This is a genomic window from Polaromonas sp. (genome assembly GCF_039932935.1).
Taxonomy (GTDB): Bacteria; Pseudomonadota; Gammaproteobacteria; order Burkholderiales; family Burkholderiaceae_C; genus Polaromonas.
On sequence record NZ_JBDTPB010000071.1, the window covers coordinates 1 to 18,793 of the forward strand.

Below are 18,793 nucleotides of genomic sequence, written 5' to 3' on the forward strand. Positions count from 1 at the left end.
TGGGGTTGGGCTGATACCGGCATCACCCAGGCCAGGGCGGCCAGGCCGCATAGCACGGCGGTGAGGGTGGTGGTGGTTCTAGTTTTCAATTGCTTGCCCCCGTAACTTGCTGGACCCGGTTCAAGGCGTCGTACACCCGGGTGATGTTTCTTTGCAGGTTGCCCTGGGGGTCTTTGACTTGCTCGCCAGTCTTGTTGCCCATGCCGTCCAGGGTGTAGTTGACGGTGTTGCCTTTGGCGTCCGTCACGCCTGTCAATCTATGGGCGGCGTCGTAGCTGTAGCTCATCGCGCTGCCATCAGCTAGCGTCACGCCTGTCAGTTGGCCTGCGTTGTCGTAGGTGTATGTTGTGGTTCTGGCAACTCCGCCCGGTGGGGTGACTGTCGTGCTCGCCACCCAGCCTCTTGGGGTGTACACGGTGTCGGTCACTATGCCTTTGGGGTCGATCATCTGCCTGACTCGCCCCGCCAAGTCGTATAGCGTGAATTGCGTGACGTGGCCTGCGGCGTTGGTGATGCTCTGCAGGTCGCCTGTGGTGTGGCCGACTTCGTTGGGCGCGGTGCCGCTGAAGCTGGTGCTGCTGTAATAGGCGTAGGTCTGCTGGACGATGCTGTTGGTGCTCTGGGTGGCAACTAATCCCTGGCTGTTGTACGTCCAGCTGCTGCTGCGGGCCACATTTGTGGCTGTGTCAGTCTCGGTCCGGCTCAGCAGATTGCCCTGTGTGTCGTAGCTATAGGTGGTGGTTCTTCCCGCTTCGGTCACGAGCATGGGCAACCTGAAGGTGGCGTGCCACTGCGTTGTCGTCGTTTGCACTTCGGGCAGGCCGCTGGCCTTGGTGCTCGTCAAAGGCAGGCGCCGGTTGATGTCCCAGGTGTACATGGTGTTCACCCCCAGGAAGTCGGTCTCCTGGGTGATGAAGCCGTTGGCGTCTTGCACGCGACTGGCTGCCGAGGCGGCTCCAGTGCCGCTGGGCTTGTCGGCACCGGTCACCGCCAGCTTGCCTTTGTTGGTGCTGTAGTTGTACGTGCGTTGGGTCCCCAGGGGGTCGGTCACCGTGGATGCACCAGTTGCATAGCTGACGCTGTACTGGTCTGCACCTCCGGCATAGCCGCTGCTGGTGGCGCGGCCCTGGCTGTCATAGGCGATGGTGGCCAGCCGGACTCCCAGCTCGTCGGTGATGCCGGTGACCAGCTGGGTGAAGGTGGCGTTCTCGTAGTGATAGGTACGGGTGACGGTGCCGCCTGAGTTCCCTGGGTAGCTGACGCTGGTCAGGTGCGAGGTGGCTGTGGTGCCGTCGTAGGTGTAGCTGGTGACCTGGCCGTCGCTGGCGGTCACGCTCGTCAGCTGGCTGCTGGCGTTGTACGCAAAGCTCAGGGTGCGGCCGAACTGGTTGCTCACGGTGAGGAGGAGGCCGGGCACAGGGGCAATATTGACGGGTGTGCTGGCAGTGCTGTAGGTATAGGTAGTGATCCATCCGTTTCTCTGGGTCACGGTGAGCAGTTTGCCGGCCGCATCAAATTGCCACAGGCTGTCGTCGTCCAGGCGTTTGTAGAGAAGGCCTGCGGTGTTGGAGGTCAGGCTGTCGGCGCTGTTGCCGGCGCTCCAACTGGTGGTAGCCTCATCCCAGCCAAAGGCGCGTACGCTGCCGTCGCCGAAGATGACTCGGGCCACGCTGTTGGCTGTGCCGGCAATCCCTTCCCATTTGATGGACACGGCGTGGTTGTGCGACCAGGCTTGACTCAGCCCCGGGTTGACGGCCAAATCCCTGCCGGTTATGCCCGCCCAACCGCTTCGGTAGTGCCGCACTAAGCTCAGTGCGTCTGCTCCTTGCCCCGCATAGTCGGGTTGCGCCAGTATCTCCTCGCCCGTCGCGGGGATGATCGGTTTGGGAGTCTTCTCTCCGTCCGGCGGCGGCGGCGGTGGGAGTGCTGGACAGATCTTTGGCTTGCCTGATTCTGATGCGCTTGACTCCGGTGGAGTAGCCTCAACGGGCGTGCAAACCATGCCGATGTAACCAAGCATCGGACTGTTGTACAGGAAAGATGGGTTGCTGACCTTGGTATGGGAGTAAGTCCAATACTCCCCTGGCACGCAACTCGTGACCCAGGCAGGCTTGTTGTCTGCCTCTACAGAGTTGCTGTACTCGACTGCCTTCTGGGCAGTACCGCACCAGGTGTCAGCACGGTAATACGGTACATCCGCGTAGTAGTAAAAATAATTCAGCGTTTCACCAACTGGACACGCAGTGCGGTCGGTGTTTTGACGTTTGATCGGTATCAGACTCATGCTAGGAGACTGAGCGCTAGCCACCCCAACAAATCCGACCACCAAAGCAAGTACAAGTTTATTCAGGCAGCGTACATCACCACCACCGACTATTTTCGACATATTCCTCCTCCCAGAGGTTGCTGATCCTGGTCGCCTTGGCTGGCAAACTATTTGATGCAGCGTATGGGCGAGTCACTTGCAAGACGTCGCCATCAGTTGATGTTTTGCAGGGAGTGTTGATGAGGTGTCGTGGCCTGTCAATGCCGAAACGTTGTCAGTGAGCTTTTTACAACTGCAATTATTTACCCGGGTAAGCGGAAAGAATTGAATACCTACGCCGCAAATTTTTAATGCGTCGGATAGTTCTCAATTGCTCGCTTCATAATTTTCTGAATGCGGACCCAGCTCGTCATATATGCGAATGACATTTCTTTATTGCTTGCCTCGCGAATCTTTGACTTGTTCGCCAACCCTTGCCCGCTGATCAAAGTAATAGCTGTTCGCTCCAGCTCTTATTGGGGTTCAGGCATTTCTTGCCAGAGTTTTTTTAAGAAGACTTCACTTGCACATGCTGTAGCCGCCGGTTTCCAGGTGAAAGTGGTCACGGTGCACCGCGTTGTAGTCGGGGCCCAGCACGCCCTTGAAGTACTTGCAGGCCCCTTTGTGCACGTCGCGCAGCAGCAGGGCTTCGGGGCCGGGAGGGCCGGGTGGGGCGGCGGCATCCTCGTCGGGCCAGTGCTTTAGCACCGTGACCCGTTGGCCTCCAGCCAGCGTGAAGGCGGAGATGTCCAGCGCATTGGCCGTGGCATGGCGGCTGCGGGTGCGCGCCGGTGCATGGGAGGGCGTGCCTTCGCCGCTGTTCACGTTGCGGCAGGCATAGCTGCCCAGGTGGTCGATGCCTGTAACGCGCTGGCCAAAATGCTGCTGCGCCGCCGGCTGCAGCGCGTTTTCTTCCCACATGTAAAACGACAAGGCCATGGGGCAACTGAGCGGCAGCGCCGCGCCCAGGCGCACAGGTGCTTTGCGCAGCCGCACGGCATTGCTGAAGCCGCAATCCTCACCCGTGCTCCGGTCGGGCAAGACGTCGTACTGCATGCCGGTGCTGTCCAGCGCGGCCAGGCAACGCGCCGGGTCGTTGCGTGCCCGTGAGAGTTTGTAAATAGTCAGCAGGTTGGGCGGGGCCTTCGCGTCCAGCGGCGCCCACGGGTTGAACTCCGCCGGAATTTGCCAGGCGCCGCTGTAAACCCCATACGCTGAAGCGACCAGCGCGCTCCATACGGCCAGCCATACCCAGCGACCCCAGCGGCCCCAACGAAGCCGCCTGGCAGGCGCTGCGTCGGACGAAAAACCGGAGTCTGGAAGCGGCATGGTGATTTTGTGGCGAAGCCCGGAACAACAATGCCAAGCGTACAGGGCCGGCGCGCACGGCACGGCCGGATTTGCTCTCTTGCGGTGAAAGCCCGAGTGCTGCACGCGGTCTCAATCCGCAACCCATCCCTTCATGGCATCGTTTTGTGGCATCGTCTGGGCATGCGCACGCCTGCGCGTTGCAGCGTCCCCTTACGGAGTATTGGAGTATTTTGAATGGCCGATGAAGTCACCCGCACCCCGCCACCTGCACCCCCCGCCGATACCAGCCGGCGTCACCAGATGTTTCCGGTGCTCAGTGCCGCCGAGATCGCGCGCATGCATCGCTTCGGCAAGGTCTTGCAATTTAAAAAGGGCGACAGGCTGTTTGCCGCCGGTGAGCCCGGCCCGGGCATGTTTGTGCTGCTCAAGGGCACGGTCGCCATCACCCAGCGCGACGGTCTGGGCCATGTGGTGCCCATCGTCGTCCAGGGGCCGGGCGAGTTTCTGGCCGAAGTCGGGCAACTCTCAGGCGCGCCTGCGCTGGTCGACGGCCATGCCGAAGACGATGTGGAAACCTTGCTGGTGCCGCCCGGGCAGTTGCGCGCCCTGATCATTGCCGAAGCCGACCTGGGCGAGCGGCTGGTGCGCGCGCTGATTTTGCGGCGCGTGGCGCTGATCGAGGCCGGTGCCAGCGGCCCGGTGCTCATCGGCCAGCCGCAGTCGGCCGGCGTGATACGCCTGCAAAGTTTTCTCAACCGCAACGGCGAGCCCCATCACGTGGTGGACATTGCCCAGGACGCAGATGCCGCTGCCTTGATGGAGCAATACGGCGTAGCCGCCGGTGATGTGCTGGCGGTGTGCCCTGATGGTTCAGTGCTGGTGAACCCCGACGAAAGCCAGCTGGCGCGCTGTATCGGCATGGTCGACACCGAAGACCACGATGAGTTGTTTGACGTGGTTGTAGTCGGCGCCGGCCCTGCCGGTCTGGCCACGGCGGTTTATGCGGCATCGGAAGGGCTGCACGTGCTGGTGCTTGACTGCCGGGCTTACGGCGGGCAGGCCGGCGCGAGCGCGCGCATCGAAAACTACCTGGGCTTTCCCACCGGCATCTCCGGCCAGGCGTTGGCAGGCCGGGCCTACGTACAGGCGCAAAAGTTCGGCGTCGAGATGCTGATCCCCGCGCAAGCCCAGTCGCTGGACTGCGCGCACAAGGCCATCAAGGGCGAGCTGTACTTGAAGCTGACCGACGGCCGCAGCCTGCGCGCCAAAACCGTGGTGGTGGCCAGCGGCGCGCGTTACCGCCGGCCTGATGTGCCAGATCTGGAAAAATTCGAAGGCCGGGGCATCTGGTACTGGGCCTCGGCGCTGGAAGCCAAAATGTGCAGCCAGACCGAAGTGGTGTTGGTGGGCGGCGGCAATTCAGCGGGCCAGGCGGCGGTGTTTTTGTCCCAGCACGCGGCCAAAGTCAACATGCTGGTACGCGGGCCGAGCCTGGCGGCCAGCATGTCGCGCTACCTGATTGACCGCATCGAGGCGGCGCCCAACATCGAGCTGCGCCCGCATACCGAAGTCGTGCAGTTGCATGGTGACAGCGATGCGGGACTTTCGGCGGTGACGTGGCGGCATCGCAAAAGCGGTAGCGAGCAAGAGGCCGCCGTGCGCAATGTCTTCCTCTTCGTCGGTGCCGACCCGGAAACCAGCTGGCTCACCACCTGCGGCGTGGCGATTGACGCGCACGGTTTTGTCATGACCGGCGAGTCCGTCACCTGCAAGCATTCCGACTACAAACCCGCCCCGCTGGAGACCAACATCCCCGGCCTCTTCGCCATCGGCGACGTGCGCAGCGGCTCCGTGAAGCGCGTGGGCGGTGCGATAGGCGAGGGCGCTGCTGCGGTGGCGATGATCCACCAGCATCTGGCGGCGATGGAGCGCGCGCAATCGGCAAATAACGGATAAGCAATCGCGAAGAAAACCATGCATACGAACAGGACAAAATTTTCCGGGAAATATTCAGCTCGCAAATTTAGACAACGTGGTGCCGTAGAGTTTGCGGAGCCTTTTTTCTTGCTGATTTTTTTAGGAATTGGTGCGGTGTTGTTCGTCGTGTTTGGGGCCGCCTTGCTCATTGGCAATGGCAAACGCGGAAAGCTCAAGAGCCTCGCTGTCGCCTGCTTGATTACCTCCCCGATCCTGGTTCCGTTGGTCCTGACGTTTGTTGGCGGGACACGTAACGCTTTTCTGAAGTCCGTCACCGACTCGATCTGCAAACAGGAACTGAAGGAAACTCCTGGCCCCTTTTTAGTCAATAGCTTTGTTGACACGACTGGGGGGATGCGCTCGGAAGATCTTCAATACTTCCTGACGAAAGCGCCCATGGATTTCATTGAGATCAAGTTAACGGCGAAAGGAACGTTGACGGGTTCTCAGGACTATCCGTGGAAAGCCGAAAAATCGGAAGGGTATGCACGGTTGAGCATCGGCGGTAATGCCGATGGCAACTGCTATTTTCCGGACAGTAGCCGCCCGGAGAGCTTCTTTTCTTCGCGTCCTCCGATCAGGCCCGGCTACTGCCTCAAGGTTAGCTACCTGGATCAGCCCACTTCGGCCTATGAAGTCTCGCATGAGTTGTCAAAATATGTTCTCTCGCGGTGGGTCCTTAAGGAGCGTGAAACTGGAAAAACCGTTGCAGGATTTACGGATGCCCACAGGGCGTTTTATGACACCGCACCTTACATGACTCTGCATGAAAACGACAGATGCCGGCCGAATGGGAATTCGGGTTACTCCACGCTCATGCAGCTTATTCGCCCAACATCCGAGGCCCTTGCCCGCGCATCGTCGAGGCTGCTTCGCCGCGAAACCTTGCGGGTTCAAGGCCTGCCTCTCACGGTGGATGCGGCGAAATCCATGAGAACTCAAATTCGATCAAAAGTCCTTTCGTCGACGGACGAACCGTATGAAGACAGCTCTACCTCGATATTCAAGCCGAGAAGCGCGGCGGAGAACTACGCATTAGGAGAGAAATACGGCGCATGGGTAGACGGCAATACCTTGATCAGGCCGCAGCCCGGGTTGCTCCAAACCCTGGAGCATCAGGGTCTTTACGGAAAATGGGCAACGACGGGAACCCAGTTGATATTTGTTCAGGCAAACGAATTGGGGAGTGAGATTTCCATTTTTGGAGTTGATTTCTCCGGCAGGACGACGTGGAGCGCGCAGCTTGCGCCTCTTACCCCGTGGGGCATCGGTGCGCCATTGCGTTTTGAGTCATATCGTTTCGACTTGACTGCAGATCATTTGCTTGTTTATGGCATTTATGGGCGCGGTACAGGCGAAGAAAACCGGAGGCCTTGGACAATCAAAATCCCACTCGCCCAGCTGGAAGAAAAAAGACTGGAGGCAAAACCCTGAATCTATGAGACCTTACAAATGGCGAGAAAAAGTGGGCGATTGAATTCTTTGAAAGCAGCAACATGAAAATCAAACCTTGCACCCACGTCCCAGCCGATATCCATTCTCCCAATTCAAGAGGCTGTGAAGAATGCCTGGCGATGGGTGATACATGGATGCACTTGCGCCTCTGCGTGCACTGCGGCCACGTAGGTTGCTGCGACGATTCGAAAAACAAACACGCCAGCAAACACCATGCGACGACCGGGCACGCAGTGATCCAGTCGTTCGAGCCCGGCGAAAGCTGGATGTGGTGCTACGAGCACAAGCTCCAGGTGGGCTAGCCCGAGCCTTCCGGTTTCTTTGAGACCTTGGTGAACTCGGTCGACGCCACCATCACCGGACTTGATTTGGGGCTGCGCTGCCAGTGTTCGTCGGCCGCCTTCTGAACCGCGTCATTGTCGTAAACGCCTTTGGACAGGTCGTCCCAGACATGCACATACGCCAGGCACCAGGCGTCCCTGGCTTCATTGATTTTTTCTTCGGAGAGTTCCGGGGTGGAGCCTGGATCGGGTTCGGATTCGGGTTCGGTGGCCATGCAGCCATCCTAGCCGTCCAGGGCCTGCGAGTCCACCGCTGGTGGGTGAATCCGGCAACCTATTTTTTGACGACTTTTTCAGTGACCGGCAGCTGGGTCTCGGCATCTTCAATCCACACCGAAGAAGACTCTTTCTTGAGTTCACCCTTCACCACGTATTTTCCGTTGGGTTGCGGAGTGAAGTCCACCACGCCTTCGACCGAAAAGAAGGTTCCGGCCATCTGGCTCGCGATGGCATGTATGGGCGCAGCGGTTGTGTGGCTGGCGCGCAAAGCGACTTTCATGGGCTTTGCAGGAACTTGCCGTTCGACGATTGAGGTGGTCAATGCGAAGCCCCGCCCATAGCTGGCGCCTGCGCTGGCACCGAAACTGTTCGCAATGCGGTTGCCGTCCACGCCATCGATCACAAAAAGTTGTGCCTTGCGGCTGTCTTCTGCAAAGCCGCTGTCTGACACGGTTGCAACAGGACCGGTATAGCCTTCGGGGACTGGCTTGTAGCTTGCGCAGCCGGAAAGTGCGACGAGAAAAAAGGCGGGCGCGATGAGTTTAAGTTTCATGACCAGGTACGGAGGTTTTAATCGTTAATGAAATTTCAGTTTGAGAAGACGAATTTTCCCGCCACTTTTTTCGGTGACAAAAAGAGCAAGTCCGGGAAAATTTTGAATTGAACATAGAGGACAAAACTGCACAAGGCCACGCTGATGGCGAGCCCTGTCGCAGCGTTGAGGGGCGCAGTGACGAAACCGTCCAGCGTTCTGGCAACTCCCAATATGGAGAGCAACACATAGGCCTCGTAAGCGACCGCCTTGTTGGCATAAAAAGCCCAGGCAAAGGCCAGCGGCACCAGCGCCATCAAGGCGCTTGCGATCCAGGGAGCGTTAGGGCCAATTTTGTAGCCGATGCCGTAGCCCACAAAAAAGGCAAAAATCACCTGGATGAGCATGATCACGATCAACACCCGGACTTTTCCCCTGTGGGCCTCGGTGAGTACGGGATCCGCATAGCTCGCAATCACAGTTGCGAGTTGCTTGTCTTTCAGGCCCTGGCCGGACAACTGTGCAAATGTTGCGGTTCCCCCTTGTCCGGCCGCGAGTAACTCTCGCGCCCTCTGTTTGATCTCGGATTTTTCCATTGGCATTTGTGCTCCCCCGTGTTTTTATGGATTCTGCGCCTGATTTTAGGTGCGCTGCCTTGCGTGTCGATCTTTAAAGAAAGGTGCCTTCCTTTACGCACGCCATCGCCTGCAGCGCCGCGCTAACACACCGCCCGGATCGCACCGCAGCGCCTGGTCTTTGAGTACTCTGGCGTTGCGGCTCACGGCCACTGGAAGGTTTTGTCGCTGTGCGGCGCCGCCGCGAACTCGGGCAACTGCTCGGCCCGGGCTGAAAATTCGCACAGAGCCGGGTAGTCGGCTGCGTTTACTACCTCGGGAATCATGGCCTGTGTGAAGTGCCAGGTGATGCCCGCGGTAACGCCGTCTTGGCCCATGGTGCCGCTGGTCGCGGCCAATGGCTTGCGCTGAAGCTCCGACTCGAGTTCGGAGTAGGCGGCCAGCAGCTGGTTTGTGACGCGTGACACCCAGGGCTGGTGCAGCTTTTCGGCGGGGCGCAGGTTGCGCTCGTAAATTATCTGCACGCCTTTTTCACAGGCAGCCATGGCCAGGCCAATCACACGCAGCGCCTGCTGGCGCTCGGCAATGGCCACCGGCATGAGGCTCTTGGGCGGGGATTGCTGCGCGGCCAGCGCTTCGGCGTAGTCGATGATCAGCGTGGAATCCATCAGCACCGTGCCGTCGTCGCAAACAAGGGAGGGCGCTTTGACAACCGGATTGATCTGCCGGAATTTCTCGAAGGTGCTGAACACTGACACCGACTGGTGTTCAAAGCGCAGGCCGAGGAGTTGCAGCGAAATGGCTACGCGGCGAACGTAGGGCGAGTCGAGCATTCCGATGAGTTGCATGGCGGTCTCCGGCAAAAGGGGAGGCCATGTTAAAGCCATCTGGCCGGCCTTGCTTGGGTTTGCTCACGGCAATTTTGTTGCCGATGCTGCCGACACCTGCTTTGGCGGGCCAAACTTTCGCGGCAGCAGCCACACGGCAAGGAAACGCTGTCGGCGCGCGGCTTCCAGGATCAACAGCGGCAGCATGATGCCCGCGGCGAGGCTGAGCGCTCCAGCAACGTAATCGTTGTGGGTGACGCGGGCCAGCACCAGCGCGGCCCTGCCCTGGGCGACAGGGTGAAACACCAGAATGAGCAAGCTGCCAGACCCGATGTAGGTCAGCGGGCGCTGCAATATTGCGTAGCGCTGCAGCAGCGAAGAGACGGACAAGACCATATAAATGCCCAGCACGGCTTGTAGCGTGGCAATCAGCGGGTCGCCATAGATTCTCAAATTCAGGTCCATGGTTTCGTTGAATCGGTAATGCAGCAAGGCGAAGGCGAAGGCCGCCACCAGAAACCGGAGGGTGCTGAAGTTCAGGGACATGACCTGCCGGCGAAGCAGGAAACCCCACAAAATGCAGGCCGAGCTGATGAACGTCAGGTCAAGGCTCCAGGGCAGGCCGGGCAGGTGGTCAAGGCCCATGAAACGCAGGCTGCCGGTGTCGGTTTGCCAGAAGCGGCCCATGCAGTGAATGCCTGCTGCCAGCAACGCTGAGGCGATCAGCCCAAGCCAGAAGGAGCGGTTTCGGGCTGTGCGGGTCGCGCGCAAGATCGCCATGGAGACCACCGACGCCACGAAGAGGTGCGGCAAAAACCACAGCGGTGCCCAGGCGATGGTCGGTGCGGTGGCATACAGGACGCCGAAAAAGTAGCCGGCCGCGCTGGCATCGGCGGTGGGAACCACGTCGGGTTCAAGCGCCATCAGGATGCCGGCCAGCGCCAGCACGACAAAATATGGCTTCAGAAGCGCGTCAGCGCGTGACAGCGCAAACTTGCGCAAGGTGTCGGTGTCTTTCAGGAACAGGCCTGAGAGAAAAAAGAACAGCGGCAGGTGAAACGCGTAAATCACGCGGAAGAGTTCGCCTTTGTTCTCCAGCACCAGGCCGTTGTGCCCGAGCACCACCAGCACAATGCCGATGCCTCGGGCGATGTCCACGGTGGCGTTGCGGTGCGTGTGGGTCATGGCAGGTGTCGTGCGGGTGACGGCGGGCTCAGATCAGGCGCCTGATCGATTTTTTCTTCCAGACCAGGCGGTAATACGCTGTCTGCAGGCCCAGCATGGCCATAAACGTCACGGGATAGGCCATCCATATCCCGCTGATGCCGATTCGGTGGCTCATGAGCCAGGCAAACGGTACTTCGATCAATGCGATGCAGAAGATTGAAATGCCCATGGGCACCCACACCGTGCCGCTGGCGCGCATGATGCCGGACACCACGGCCTGCATGCCGAAGATGACGCTGCTCCAGAGCATGATGTGCAGCAGGTTTTGCGACAGCTCGATCACCGGCTCGCTGGTGATGAAAAACCCCATCAGGTGGCGCGAGAACAAGTAGCCGATCACCACCAGCGCGCCTGTCAGCGTCAAGTTCATCATCAAACCGGTGCGGGCGATGGTGCCCAGCTTGTCTGTGCGCCCCGCGCCTATGGCCTGCGCGCCCAGGATGGAGGCGGTGATCGCAATCGAGATCGCCGGGAACTGTACATAGGCCACGACCTGGTTGACCGCGCCATAGGCCGCCGTGGCACCGGAGCCGTAGCTGTTGACGAGCGAAAGCAGGGCGACTTCGGCCAGCGCGATGACGATCATCTGCACGCCGGTGGGAACGCCGACCTTGAGCACGGTCTTGAGAATGCCTGCCTTGATGCGCATGTGGCGCGCGAATTCCGCATCCGGTGCCAGCGGGCTGTGGATGCTGCGCAGCCTGAAGGCCAGCCAGGCGGTGGCCGTCACCATGGACAGCACCGACGCCACCGCGCTGCTGGCCACGCCCAGCTGCGGCAGGCCGCCCCAGCCGCGTATCAGCGCCGGTGTGACGATCAGGCCGACCACCGTGGAAATGCCCAGCGTGTAGAGCGGGTTCACGGTGTCGCCCACGCCGCGCAGCATGGCGGTGGCCAGCAAATAGACAAAAAGGCCGGGCCCCGCAAGCATCATGATGCGGGCATACAGCGTGGCGTCGGGCAGGATGTCGGCGGGTGTGCCCAGCGCCGCCAGCAGCGGCCCGGTGAAGATGCCGCCGAACAGGGCAACCAGCAGGCCGAACACCAAGCCGACGCTGAGCGTGGTGCCGGCAATCGCCTTGACCTTGCCGGTATCGCGCGCGCCCCAGGCCTGGCCGATGAGCACCGAGGCCCCGGCACCCAGGCCTATGGTGAAGGCGATGAAGAAAAACAGGATGGGGAAAAAGCTGGACACGGCCGCCAGCGCGCCCACGCCCAGCATCTGGCCCACATAGACGTTGTTGAGCGTGCCCGACAGCGACTGCAGGATATTGCTGAGCAACATGGGCGCCAGGAAGGCGGCGAAGGTCTTCCACATCGGCACGCTGTCGCTGAGCATGGCGCGCGGTGGCGGCGCCTTGGGTGAAGGAGCCAGGGGCACCGCGGCTTCAGCCACGGAGGCCGGAGGCGCGGCGATTTCGCCCGCGGCGCGCAGGTCGCCTTCGTGCACCTCGGTTTCCAGCTGGTGGTCCAGCGAGGTGATATCGGGCGGCTTCATTCGGCGCTCCAGCTGGCGGCGGCGAGCCTGGCAAGTTGCAGGCCCACGTCTTCAGGCCACGGCGCGACCAGGCCTTCGAATTTGGACTTGTCGCCCGCAAAGAGCGCGCGGGTGGCTTCTTCAAAGCCCGCGAAGTCACCGGCCATCTCACTCATGAAGCGGTAGGCGTTCTCGCGCGAAGCACGAACGCTGACGCGGCCTTCGCTAGCCTTGCGGGTTTCGTCGATCAGGCGGCGCAGGGTGACCGACGCGCCGCCGGGCTGGCTGGCCAGCCATTCCCAGTGGCGGGGCAGCAGCGTGACCTCGCGCGCTACCACGCCAAGCCTGGGGCGGCCCACCGGGCGGGCTGCCGAGGCCTCTTCGGCCGGCGCGGACTCGGCTTCGGGCCTGAGGTCCAGGTCCATGCGCTCGCCGGTGGCGTCGTTGAAAACGCGCAGCAGCGTCTCTTCAGTGGTGGACAGCTTGCGCAGCGCGTGAATGACCTGTGTGCGATCACCGGCGGCGACTTGCCGGAAGCCGGCAAAGGCGATCAGGCGAGGAGAGGTATCAGGTGAAGGAGGTGAAGGAGGAGATGACATGAAAGACCAAACTTGAAGGTGTTTAAAAAGTGTTTAAAAAGCGTCCGGAGAGGGTCCGACAGTGTCCGAAAGCGGCCCAAAAAACAGTGCAAAAGCGGTGAGAAGGAAACAAAGCAGATTAATTTAATCCGGGTGAATAAATTCTATAACACCCGGATATAAATGTGCAATACCCAATTGAAACCGGGTGTAATTATTTTTATAGCCTGAAAATCATCTAATTAACCTATTTAATATTCTTCTGAGCTTGAGTTTTGCACCTTGACATTCGCTATCCGTTCACAGAAAAGAGCCGGCACTTTCCCGAGGAAATGCGGCAAAAAAGGTCACCGGACTTCATGATCGGGTTCAAGGGCATTTTTTAAACCTGCAAGGGCCTCAGAGGTCCGGTCGAGGTCTACGGCATCATCGGCCGCCGCGAAGCGGGCACTGCGGCGTGATTACGGCAGGGTTTTTGTCGGCAAGGCAAGTGGCTTCGTGCAGGATTCATGGGGGCCGCTTTATGGTCCCGGGCAAGTTGACCGCACCGGTGCTTTTGCGGGGAATGTCGTGCGAGTCTCGTTGTAGGTCTTTGTTTTCCTGGGCGAGCGAGCCGTGTTCGTGCGCGTAAACCCAGGTGAATTCGGCGCCCAGTAAAAAGATCTGTGCCGAGTAATAAACCCAGACCAGCAAGACCACCAGGGAGCCGGCTGCGGCGAATGAGGAGGTGACACTGCTTTTGCCGATGTAAAAGCCGATCAGGGCCTTGCCGATCTCGAACAGCACGGCCGTCACTGCGGCGCCCACCCACACGTCACGCCAGCTGACGGAGGCCTGTGGCATGACCTTGAAGATCATCGCAAACAGCAGGGTGGCGACGCCCAGCGATATGACGCTGTTGATCACCTGCAGCAAGGCCTCCGCGCCCGGGAGCAGGCCGGTCGCCCAGCCGCCAAATGCCGCCACCCCCGCGCTGACGACGAGCGACACCGACAGCAAAAAACCCAGGCCGAGAATGAAGCCCAGCGACAGCAGGCGGCTGCGCAAAGTGGCCCAGATGCCGGTGGTTTTTTCGGCCGGCGGCACATCCCACACGCGGTCCAGCGCGCTTTGCAGTTCGGCAAACACCGTGGTCGCGCCCACCACCAGCACTCCGATACTGATGGCCGTGGCCACCAGGCCCTTCGTGGGTTTGTTGGCGCTTTCGATCAGCGCCTGGATGCCCATGGCGCCTTCGCGCCCGATCAGGCCCGTCAGCTGGCCGACGATTTCCCCTTGCACGGCCTCGCGTCCCCAGACAAAACCGGCTACGGCGATCACGATCAGCAGCAGCGGCGCGATTGAAAACACGGTGTAGTAGGAAATCGCCGCACCCATGCTGGGTGCGTAGTCGTCCAGCCAGGCCGTTACCGATTTTTTTCCGAGCACATAGAAATGTTTAAGGTGCACGTCGAGGCCTTGCCTTCCTGGCTGCTGAGATGGAAATGCGGTACTGGTGAATCCTCTGGCTCTGTGATCCTGTGATCCTGTGAAGACGATCCGCGCACTGAGTATTCCCAAAGGCATCCCAAGGCGGCGTCGGCCTGCAGTCCGCGCGCGTGTAGGCGGCGGGCGCTGCTGTGAGGTGCGGGGCAGGGCTGCGCCGCTGACTCACAAGTGTTGCATTTGCGAGCTGGCAAAGCGGCCTCACGCTTCGCATAATTGGTTTGAGGCTCTTGCCTTTCGGCGCTCGCGGCTTCGTGCGCGCGTCAATGATTCATTTCCCTTTTTTCTGGAGAAACACCCATGGCCCAATACAACATTGCCGTCGTCGTCGGCAGCTTTCGCAAGGACTCCTTCAACCAAAAACTCGCCAAGGCCTTGCAAAAACTGTTTCCAGCGGACTTCAGCTTTACCACCGTGCGCATTGATGACTTGCCGCTGTACAACCAGGACGACGAAGCAAACCCCTCGGCCCCGGTCAAACGGCTCAAAGACGAAATCAAGGCGGCCCAGGGCTTGCTGTTTGTCACGCCGGAGTACAACCGCTCCATTCCCGGTGTGCTGAAGAACGCGATCGACCATGCCTCACGGCCTTACGGCCAGAGCGTATGGGACGGCAAACCGGCGGGGGTAATCGGGGCGTCGGTCGGCCCGATCGGAACGGCGCTTGCGCAGCAGCACTTGCGCAACATCCTGGCTTACCTCAATGTGCCGACCTTGGGCCAGCCTGAAGCCTTTATCCACAACAAGGAGGGCTTGTACGACGCGGATGGCAATATTGGGGAAGCGAGCCGGAAGTTTTTGCAGGGGTGGGTGGATGCTTATGTGGGGTGGGTCAAGAAGCACGTCTGAGCTTGGGGTTCGTTCGGCTCTTGTTCTTCGGCTGGGGGCTGTGGTCTTTGCTTAGACTGCTGGCCGGGGGTTGCCCGGCGGCAAGTAACTTTCTTTTGCTTCGCTGTATGGACAGGAGACATGGGAAACAGGTGTTCGGAGACATAGGAAACACTTCTTCAGCGCTATTGGCGCGAGGAGAAGCGAATGCCTTGGCAACCGAAAGACCTGATGAGCATCAAACGCGAGTTCGTGGAACTGGCCTTGCAAGAAGGCGCCAACCGACGCGAGCTGTGCCGGCGCTTTGGTATTGGCCCGAAAGCCGCCTATGCGCTGCTGGCGCGCTATGCCCAGGAAGGTGACGGCGCTTTCAACGCTCGCTCGCGTCGTCCCCATGTCAGCCCGTTGCGCACTCCGGCTGTCATGGAGCAAGCGCTGCTCGAGTTGCGGCGCACGCATCCGGCCTGGGGCGGGCGCAAGCTCGCCCGGCGCCTTGCCGAGTTGGGGCACCGGCACGTACCGTGCGCAGCCACTGTCACGGCCATCTTGCACCGCCACGGCCTGATCACGCCGGCTGCCAGTGCGGCGGCCCAGCATTGGCAGCGCTTCGAACACCCCGAACCCAATGCACTGTGGCAAATCGACTTCAAGGGTTACTTTGAGACGGCTGGCGGCAAGTGCCACCCGTTGACCGTGCTGGACGATCACTCGCGCTTCAATCTGGCGCTGCAAGCCTGCGCCCGCCCGGATACGACCAGCGTGCGGGAGCATCTGACAGCCGTGTTCGAGCGCTACGGGCTGCCGCTGCGCATCAACGCCGACAATGGCGGGCCTTGGGGCTCGCCTCGCCAGGCCGTGCACGGCCTGAGCGAGCTGAGCGTGTGGCTCATCCGCCAGGGCATCCACGTCAGTCACAGCGCGCCCTATCACCCGCAGACCAATGGCAAGATCGAACGCTTTCACCGCTCGCTCAAGGCCGAGGTGCTGGCTGGACGCAGCTTTGCCGATCTGGTCCAGGCGCAAAGCGCTTTCGAACGCTGGCGAAGCGTCTACAACTGCGAGCGGCCTCACCAGGCACTGGGCTTGTGCACGCCGATCGAGCGCTACTGCAGCAGTCCCAGGGCCTATGCCGGGCAACTCGCTGCCATCGAATACAGTCCGGACGACACCGTGCGGGTCGTGGGCTGGAATGGTGCTGTCGCGTTTCAAGGCGTCACGCTCAGGGTTTCCACGGCGCTGCACCGGTTGCCCATCGCCTTCAGACCAAATCCCCGCGCCGATGGGTTCTACGATGCTTTCTTCTGCCATCATCACTTCATACGGCTCGACATGAAGACCCTCAGCGTCTCCATTTAACTGGGCAATGTGTTTCCTTATGTCTCCGAACACCTGTTTCCCATGTCTCCTGTCCATACACTTCGCCAAAAGAACGTCACCAAAGAAAAGGCGACCCGCAGTCTGGGTCCTTCCGCTTCGCTCCAGGCAACCTGCGGTGCTCGAATCAAGCGGGGTCTCGCTCGAACTCGCTGCGTTGCACTTCGCTCAGACAATCGCGAGCCCTGATCCGCTTGCCTCTGCGCTACTCGGCCCAGCCAGGACGGGGCAATCGGGAGCGGGGCCGAACCCCAACAACCTTAAAACGGCGCGTCGCCTTCGATGGTGGTGCGGTAGAGCTTGCGGCGCAGGTGGTCGGGGGTGCCGGCCGCCAGATGCGTGACTGAGCGGTTGTCCCAGAACACCATGTCGTGCGCTTGCCACTGGTGGCGGTAGATGAGTTCGGGGCGTGACGTGTGCTCGAACAATTCGTTCAGCAGCGCGGTGCTTTCGTCTTCGGGGATGTCGAGGATGCGGGTGGTGAAATGCTCGCTGACAAAAAGCGCCTTGCGGCCGTTTTCAGGATGGGTGCGCACAACGGGGTGGACGACCGGCTTGACCTCTTCAACCTGTTCCTGCGTGAGCTTGGGCCGCCAGGGGTTGCGGCTGCGCAGCTCTTCGTATTTGGCGAGGTAGGTGTGTTCGGCGCGCAGTCCCTCGACCGCGGTTTTCAGCGCAGCGGGGAGGGTGTCCCAGGCGGTGTGCTGGTTGGCGAACAGGGTGTCGCCGCCCTCGGCAGGGAGTTCCTGCGCATGCAGCAATGAGCCCAGGCTGGGTTTGTCTTTGTAGGAAAGATCGGAGTGCCAGAAATGGCCGGCATCGCCCAGGCCGATGGGCTCGCCGTTTTCCTTGATGTTGGAGACGATGAGGATTTCCGGGTGGTTTTGCAGCTGGAAGCTTTTCAGCACATGAATCTGCAGCGGGCCGAAACGGCGGCTGAAGTCGACATGCTGCTGCGGCGTGATGCGCTGGTCGCGAAAAACCAGCACGTGGTGGTCCAGGTGCGCGCGGTGGATGCGGCTGAAGTCGGCGGCGGCCAGCGGCTTTGACAGGTCCAGGCCCAGCACCTCGGCGCCCAGGGGGGCATCAAAAGGCCTGATCTCGATGGACGCGGTGTGCCGCGTGGTGGGGGTTGTTGTGGCTGGCGTATTGGCACGGCCATCCAGATCCAGAGTCGCTGTCATCTTCACCTTTCTCATTGCGCCCCATGCGCCGGTCAGGCGATGAATGTAGGGGCGTCGGCGATCATAGCGAACTACCTATTTGTCGTTTGTTAATTACTTAAAAGTCTGTCCTGCCTCGTCGGCCCGGGTAGAAACGAAAAAAGCCCGCAGTTGCGGGCTTTTTTGTGTGCGCTTTGCGCGCGCGTTGCTTCAGGCTGCCAGAGCGGTTTTTTCCTGATTGGCCGACGTTTGCGTGTGCGCGACGATCTCAATTTGCGCTGCGGCCAGCGCGGCGGCCTTGGCGGCTTCGCCCATGGCCAGGCCTTCTGCGCGCACAAAACGCACGTCGGTAATGCCGAAGAAGCCGAAGATCACCTTCAGGTAGCTTTCCTGGTGCTCCAGCGCCGTCATGGCTTCGCTGGTTGAATACACGCCGCCGCGGGCGGACGCCACGATCACTGTCTTGCCGCCGGCCAGGCCCACGGGGCCCTTGTCGGTGTATTTGAAGGTGCGGCCGACTTGCGCAATGCGGTCAATCCACGCCTTGAGCTGGGTGGGAATGGCGAAGTTGTACAGCGGAGCGCCCACAACAATCACATCCGACGCCAGGAATTGCGACACCAGCGCTTCGGAAACGGCGTTTTCGCGTTTTTGCACGTCGCTCAGGACGGTGTCGGCAGGCAAGCGAAAGCCCAGCGATTCGAGGGACAGGTGGTTGGGCGTATCAACCGCCAGGTCAAGGTAGCTCACTTCGGTGCCTGGGTTGGCGGCGCGCCACGAGGCCACGATCTGGGCTGTGAGCTGGCGGGAAACCGAGTTGCCGCCGAGGATGCTGGAGTCGACGTGAAGAAGTTTGGTCATGGTGATGTCCTTTGATGAAGTTGGGCAGATGGAGAGCTGATGCTTGGTTGAGTCGTTTCAGGCATTGCCTTGTGTGACGCAACCATGGAATAGATTGTGCGGGTGAGTCGAGTCTTTGATAAGTTGGCTAAAATGCAATTGATTGTCCTATTGGTGGGACAATTGCTCTGCCAGGATGCCGTGCTTTCACTCGCCATCGCGCTGGCAAGGTGTCGTAAAAGACGGCAAAAGGTGGTGGCAAGACGGCAAATCCGCGAA

General features: G+C 60.4%; 17 protein-coding genes. 5 read left to right on the plus strand and 12 right to left on the minus strand.

Annotated features, from left to right (window positions below):
* Positions 1-85 precede the first annotated feature (85 nt).
* Both ABI546_RS12245 and ABI546_RS12250 read right to left on the minus strand, forming a co-directional pair.
* Positions 86-2,284: a DUF6531 domain-containing protein gene (locus ABI546_RS12245; RefSeq protein ID WP_348046865.1), complete on the minus strand. Its 2,199-nt coding sequence runs from the start codon at positions 2,282-2,284 to the stop codon at positions 86-88.
* A 540-nt stretch (positions 2,285-2,824) separates the two neighbouring features.
* On the minus strand, positions 2,825-3,634 hold the full coding sequence (locus ABI546_RS12250; RefSeq protein ID WP_348046866.1) for an extensin family protein: 810 nt from the start codon (positions 3,632-3,634) through the stop codon (positions 2,825-2,827).
* 216 nt (positions 3,635-3,850) lie between these two features.
* Here ABI546_RS12250 and ABI546_RS12255 point away from each other — a divergent pair, with 216 nt between their 5' ends.
* The 3 genes from ABI546_RS12255 (at position 3,851) to ABI546_RS12265 (ending at position 7,350) form a co-directional block, all read left to right on the plus strand.
* Complete coding sequence (locus ABI546_RS12255) at positions 3,851-5,572, plus strand: FAD-dependent oxidoreductase (protein WP_348046867.1); 1,722 nt, start codon at positions 3,851-3,853, stop codon at positions 5,570-5,572.
* A gap of 18 nt (positions 5,573-5,590) precedes the next feature.
* Positions 5,591-7,027 (plus strand): hypothetical protein, encoded by a 1,437-nt coding sequence (locus ABI546_RS12260; RefSeq protein WP_348046868.1) that lies wholly within the window; start codon positions 5,591-5,593, stop codon positions 7,025-7,027.
* Between the two features lie 62 nt (positions 7,028-7,089).
* Positions 7,090-7,350, plus strand: a complete 261-nt coding sequence (locus ABI546_RS12265) for a UBP-type zinc finger domain-containing protein (RefSeq protein ID WP_348046869.1) — start codon at positions 7,090-7,092, stop codon at positions 7,348-7,350.
* Here the strand turns inward: ABI546_RS12265 and ABI546_RS12270 are convergent.
* The 8 genes from ABI546_RS12270 to ABI546_RS12305 form a co-directional block, all read right to left on the minus strand.
* Positions 7,347-7,604, minus strand: coding sequence for a hypothetical protein (locus ABI546_RS12270; RefSeq protein ID WP_348046870.1), 258 nt, complete (start codon positions 7,602-7,604; stop codon positions 7,347-7,349). The two genes, ABI546_RS12265 and ABI546_RS12270, sit on opposite strands and share 4 nt — an antisense overlap.
* A gap of 59 nt (positions 7,605-7,663) precedes the next feature.
* Complete coding sequence (locus ABI546_RS12275) at positions 7,664-8,161, minus strand: hypothetical protein (RefSeq protein WP_348046871.1); 498 nt, start codon at positions 8,159-8,161, stop codon at positions 7,664-7,666.
* Between the two features lie 35 nt (positions 8,162-8,196).
* On the minus strand, positions 8,197-8,742 hold the full coding sequence (locus tag ABI546_RS12280) for a hypothetical protein (protein WP_348046872.1): 546 nt from the start codon (positions 8,740-8,742) through the stop codon (positions 8,197-8,199).
* A gap of 176 nt (positions 8,743-8,918) precedes the next feature.
* Positions 8,919-9,563: a glutathione S-transferase gene (locus ABI546_RS12285; RefSeq protein ID WP_348046873.1), complete on the minus strand. Its 645-nt coding sequence runs from the start codon at positions 9,561-9,563 to the stop codon at positions 8,919-8,921.
* Positions 9,564-9,626: 63 nt separating this feature from the next.
* The gene (locus ABI546_RS12290) at positions 9,627-10,727 is read right to left on the minus strand and encodes an acyltransferase family protein (RefSeq protein ID WP_348046874.1); all 1,101 of its coding nucleotides are present in this window, start codon (positions 10,725-10,727) and stop codon (positions 9,627-9,629) included.
* Between the two features lie 28 nt (positions 10,728-10,755).
* Positions 10,756-12,108, minus strand: coding sequence for an MATE family efflux transporter (locus tag ABI546_RS12295; protein ID WP_348046903.1), 1,353 nt, complete (start codon positions 12,106-12,108; stop codon positions 10,756-10,758).
* Between the two features lie 155 nt (positions 12,109-12,263).
* Positions 12,264-12,845: a DUF2239 family protein gene (locus ABI546_RS12300; protein WP_348046875.1), complete on the minus strand. Its 582-nt coding sequence runs from the start codon at positions 12,843-12,845 to the stop codon at positions 12,264-12,266.
* Positions 12,846-13,331: 486 nt separating this feature from the next.
* Complete coding sequence (locus ABI546_RS12305) at positions 13,332-14,273, minus strand: YihY/virulence factor BrkB family protein (RefSeq protein ID WP_348046876.1); 942 nt, start codon at positions 14,271-14,273, stop codon at positions 13,332-13,334.
* A 336-nt stretch (positions 14,274-14,609) separates the two neighbouring features.
* Here ABI546_RS12305 and ABI546_RS12310 point away from each other — a divergent pair, with 336 nt between their 5' ends.
* A complete protein-coding gene (locus ABI546_RS12310) occupies positions 14,610-15,158 on the plus strand; it encodes an NAD(P)H-dependent oxidoreductase (protein ID WP_348046877.1) in 549 nt (182 codons plus the stop codon).
* Between the two features lie 186 nt (positions 15,159-15,344).
* Complete coding sequence (locus ABI546_RS12315) at positions 15,345-16,493, plus strand: IS481 family transposase (protein ID WP_348046878.1); 1,149 nt, start codon at positions 15,345-15,347, stop codon at positions 16,491-16,493.
* A gap of 278 nt (positions 16,494-16,771) precedes the next feature.
* Here ABI546_RS12315 and ABI546_RS12320 read toward each other — a convergent pair whose 3' ends face one another.
* Both ABI546_RS12320 and ABI546_RS12325 read right to left on the minus strand, forming a co-directional pair.
* Positions 16,772-17,695 carry a TauD/TfdA family dioxygenase gene (locus ABI546_RS12320; protein ID WP_348046879.1) on the minus strand — a complete coding sequence of 308 codons (924 nt, stop codon included), beginning with the start codon at positions 17,693-17,695 and terminating at the stop codon, positions 16,772-16,774.
* A gap of 189 nt (positions 17,696-17,884) precedes the next feature.
* A complete protein-coding gene (locus ABI546_RS12325; protein ID WP_348046880.1) occupies positions 17,885-18,535 on the minus strand; it encodes an NAD(P)H-dependent oxidoreductase in 651 nt (216 codons plus the stop codon).
* Between the last annotated feature and the right edge of the window lie 258 nt (positions 18,536-18,793).

What these genes read in the sequence shown, in the direction of transcription:
- ABI546_RS12245 (WP_348046865.1), bottom strand. Translation starts at nt 2,284, where the DNA reads ATGAGTCTGATACCGATCAAACGTCAAAACACCGACCGCACTGCGTGT.
- ABI546_RS12250 (WP_348046866.1), bottom strand. Translation starts at nt 3,634, where the DNA reads ATGCCGCTTCCAGACTCCGGTTTTTCGTCCGACGCAGCGCCTGCCAGG.
- ABI546_RS12255 (WP_348046867.1), top strand. Translation starts at nt 3,851, where the DNA reads ATGGCCGATGAAGTCACCCGCACCCCGCCACCTGCACCCCCCGCCGAT.
- ABI546_RS12260 (WP_348046868.1), top strand. Translation starts at nt 5,591, where the DNA reads ATGCATACGAACAGGACAAAATTTTCCGGGAAATATTCAGCTCGCAAA.
- ABI546_RS12265 (WP_348046869.1), top strand. Translation starts at nt 7,090, where the DNA reads ATGAAAATCAAACCTTGCACCCACGTCCCAGCCGATATCCATTCTCCC.
- ABI546_RS12270 (WP_348046870.1), bottom strand. Translation starts at nt 7,604, where the DNA reads ATGGCCACCGAACCCGAATCCGAACCCGATCCAGGCTCCACCCCGGAA.
- ABI546_RS12275 (WP_348046871.1), bottom strand. Translation starts at nt 8,161, where the DNA reads ATGAAACTTAAACTCATCGCGCCCGCCTTTTTTCTCGTCGCACTTTCC.
- ABI546_RS12280 (WP_348046872.1), bottom strand. Translation starts at nt 8,742, where the DNA reads ATGCCAATGGAAAAATCCGAGATCAAACAGAGGGCGCGAGAGTTACTC.
- ABI546_RS12285 (WP_348046873.1), bottom strand. Translation starts at nt 9,563, where the DNA reads ATGCAACTCATCGGAATGCTCGACTCGCCCTACGTTCGCCGCGTAGCC.
- ABI546_RS12290 (WP_348046874.1), bottom strand. Translation starts at nt 10,727, where the DNA reads ATGACCCACACGCACCGCAACGCCACCGTGGACATCGCCCGAGGCATC.
- ABI546_RS12295 (WP_348046903.1), bottom strand. Translation starts at nt 12,108, where the DNA reads ATGCTCAGCGACAGCGTGCCGATGTGGAAGACCTTCGCCGCCTTCCTG.
- ABI546_RS12300 (WP_348046875.1), bottom strand. Translation starts at nt 12,845, where the DNA reads ATGTCATCTCCTCCTTCACCTCCTTCACCTGATACCTCTCCTCGCCTG.
- ABI546_RS12310 (WP_348046877.1), top strand. Translation starts at nt 14,610, where the DNA reads ATGGCCCAATACAACATTGCCGTCGTCGTCGGCAGCTTTCGCAAGGAC.
- ABI546_RS12315 (WP_348046878.1), top strand. Translation starts at nt 15,345, where the DNA reads ATGCCTTGGCAACCGAAAGACCTGATGAGCATCAAACGCGAGTTCGTG.
- ABI546_RS12320 (WP_348046879.1), bottom strand. Translation starts at nt 17,695, where the DNA reads ATGACAGCGACTCTGGATCTGGATGGCCGTGCCAATACGCCAGCCACA.
- ABI546_RS12325 (WP_348046880.1), bottom strand. Translation starts at nt 18,535, where the DNA reads ATGACCAAACTTCTTCACGTCGACTCCAGCATCCTCGGCGGCAACTCG.